Below are 341 nucleotides of genomic sequence, written 5' to 3' on the forward strand. Positions count from 1 at the left end.
CTACTATAGTTATTTATAGCTTCACCTTTGGTAATCTCCTTGCGGAGAAACCGGTTATTGATCTCATTGGATCCACGTTCCCAAGGGGAATACGGATCAGCATAGAAAACATGATCGTGAACTTGTGTTAACTCACTAAATTCTGAACCGTTGTCAGAGGTGATTGTCTTAAAGATGCGATAGTAAGCATCTGTGCCCATTTTCTGGCGCAAATTTATAAAGAACTGATTTACTGCATGCGCAGTTTTACCAGCAATTTTACTCGTGATATTAACTCGTGAAAGGCGATCAGTCATTACTAGTACAACACTGTCATTACCGTTTTTCTGTCCCTGAACTGT

At 39.9% G+C, this 341-nt stretch carries 1 protein-coding gene; it reads right to left on the minus strand.

Going from position 1 to position 341, the window contains the following annotated elements:
* On the minus strand, window positions 1–341 hold a 341-nt coding region (locus tag HMPREF0549_RS08955), incomplete at both ends, for an IS30 family transposase (RefSeq protein ID WP_003717983.1).

The sequence above is a fragment of the Limosilactobacillus vaginalis DSM 5837 = ATCC 49540 genome (genome assembly GCF_000159435.1).
Lineage (GTDB): Bacteria > Bacillota > Bacilli > Lactobacillales > Lactobacillaceae > Limosilactobacillus > Limosilactobacillus vaginalis.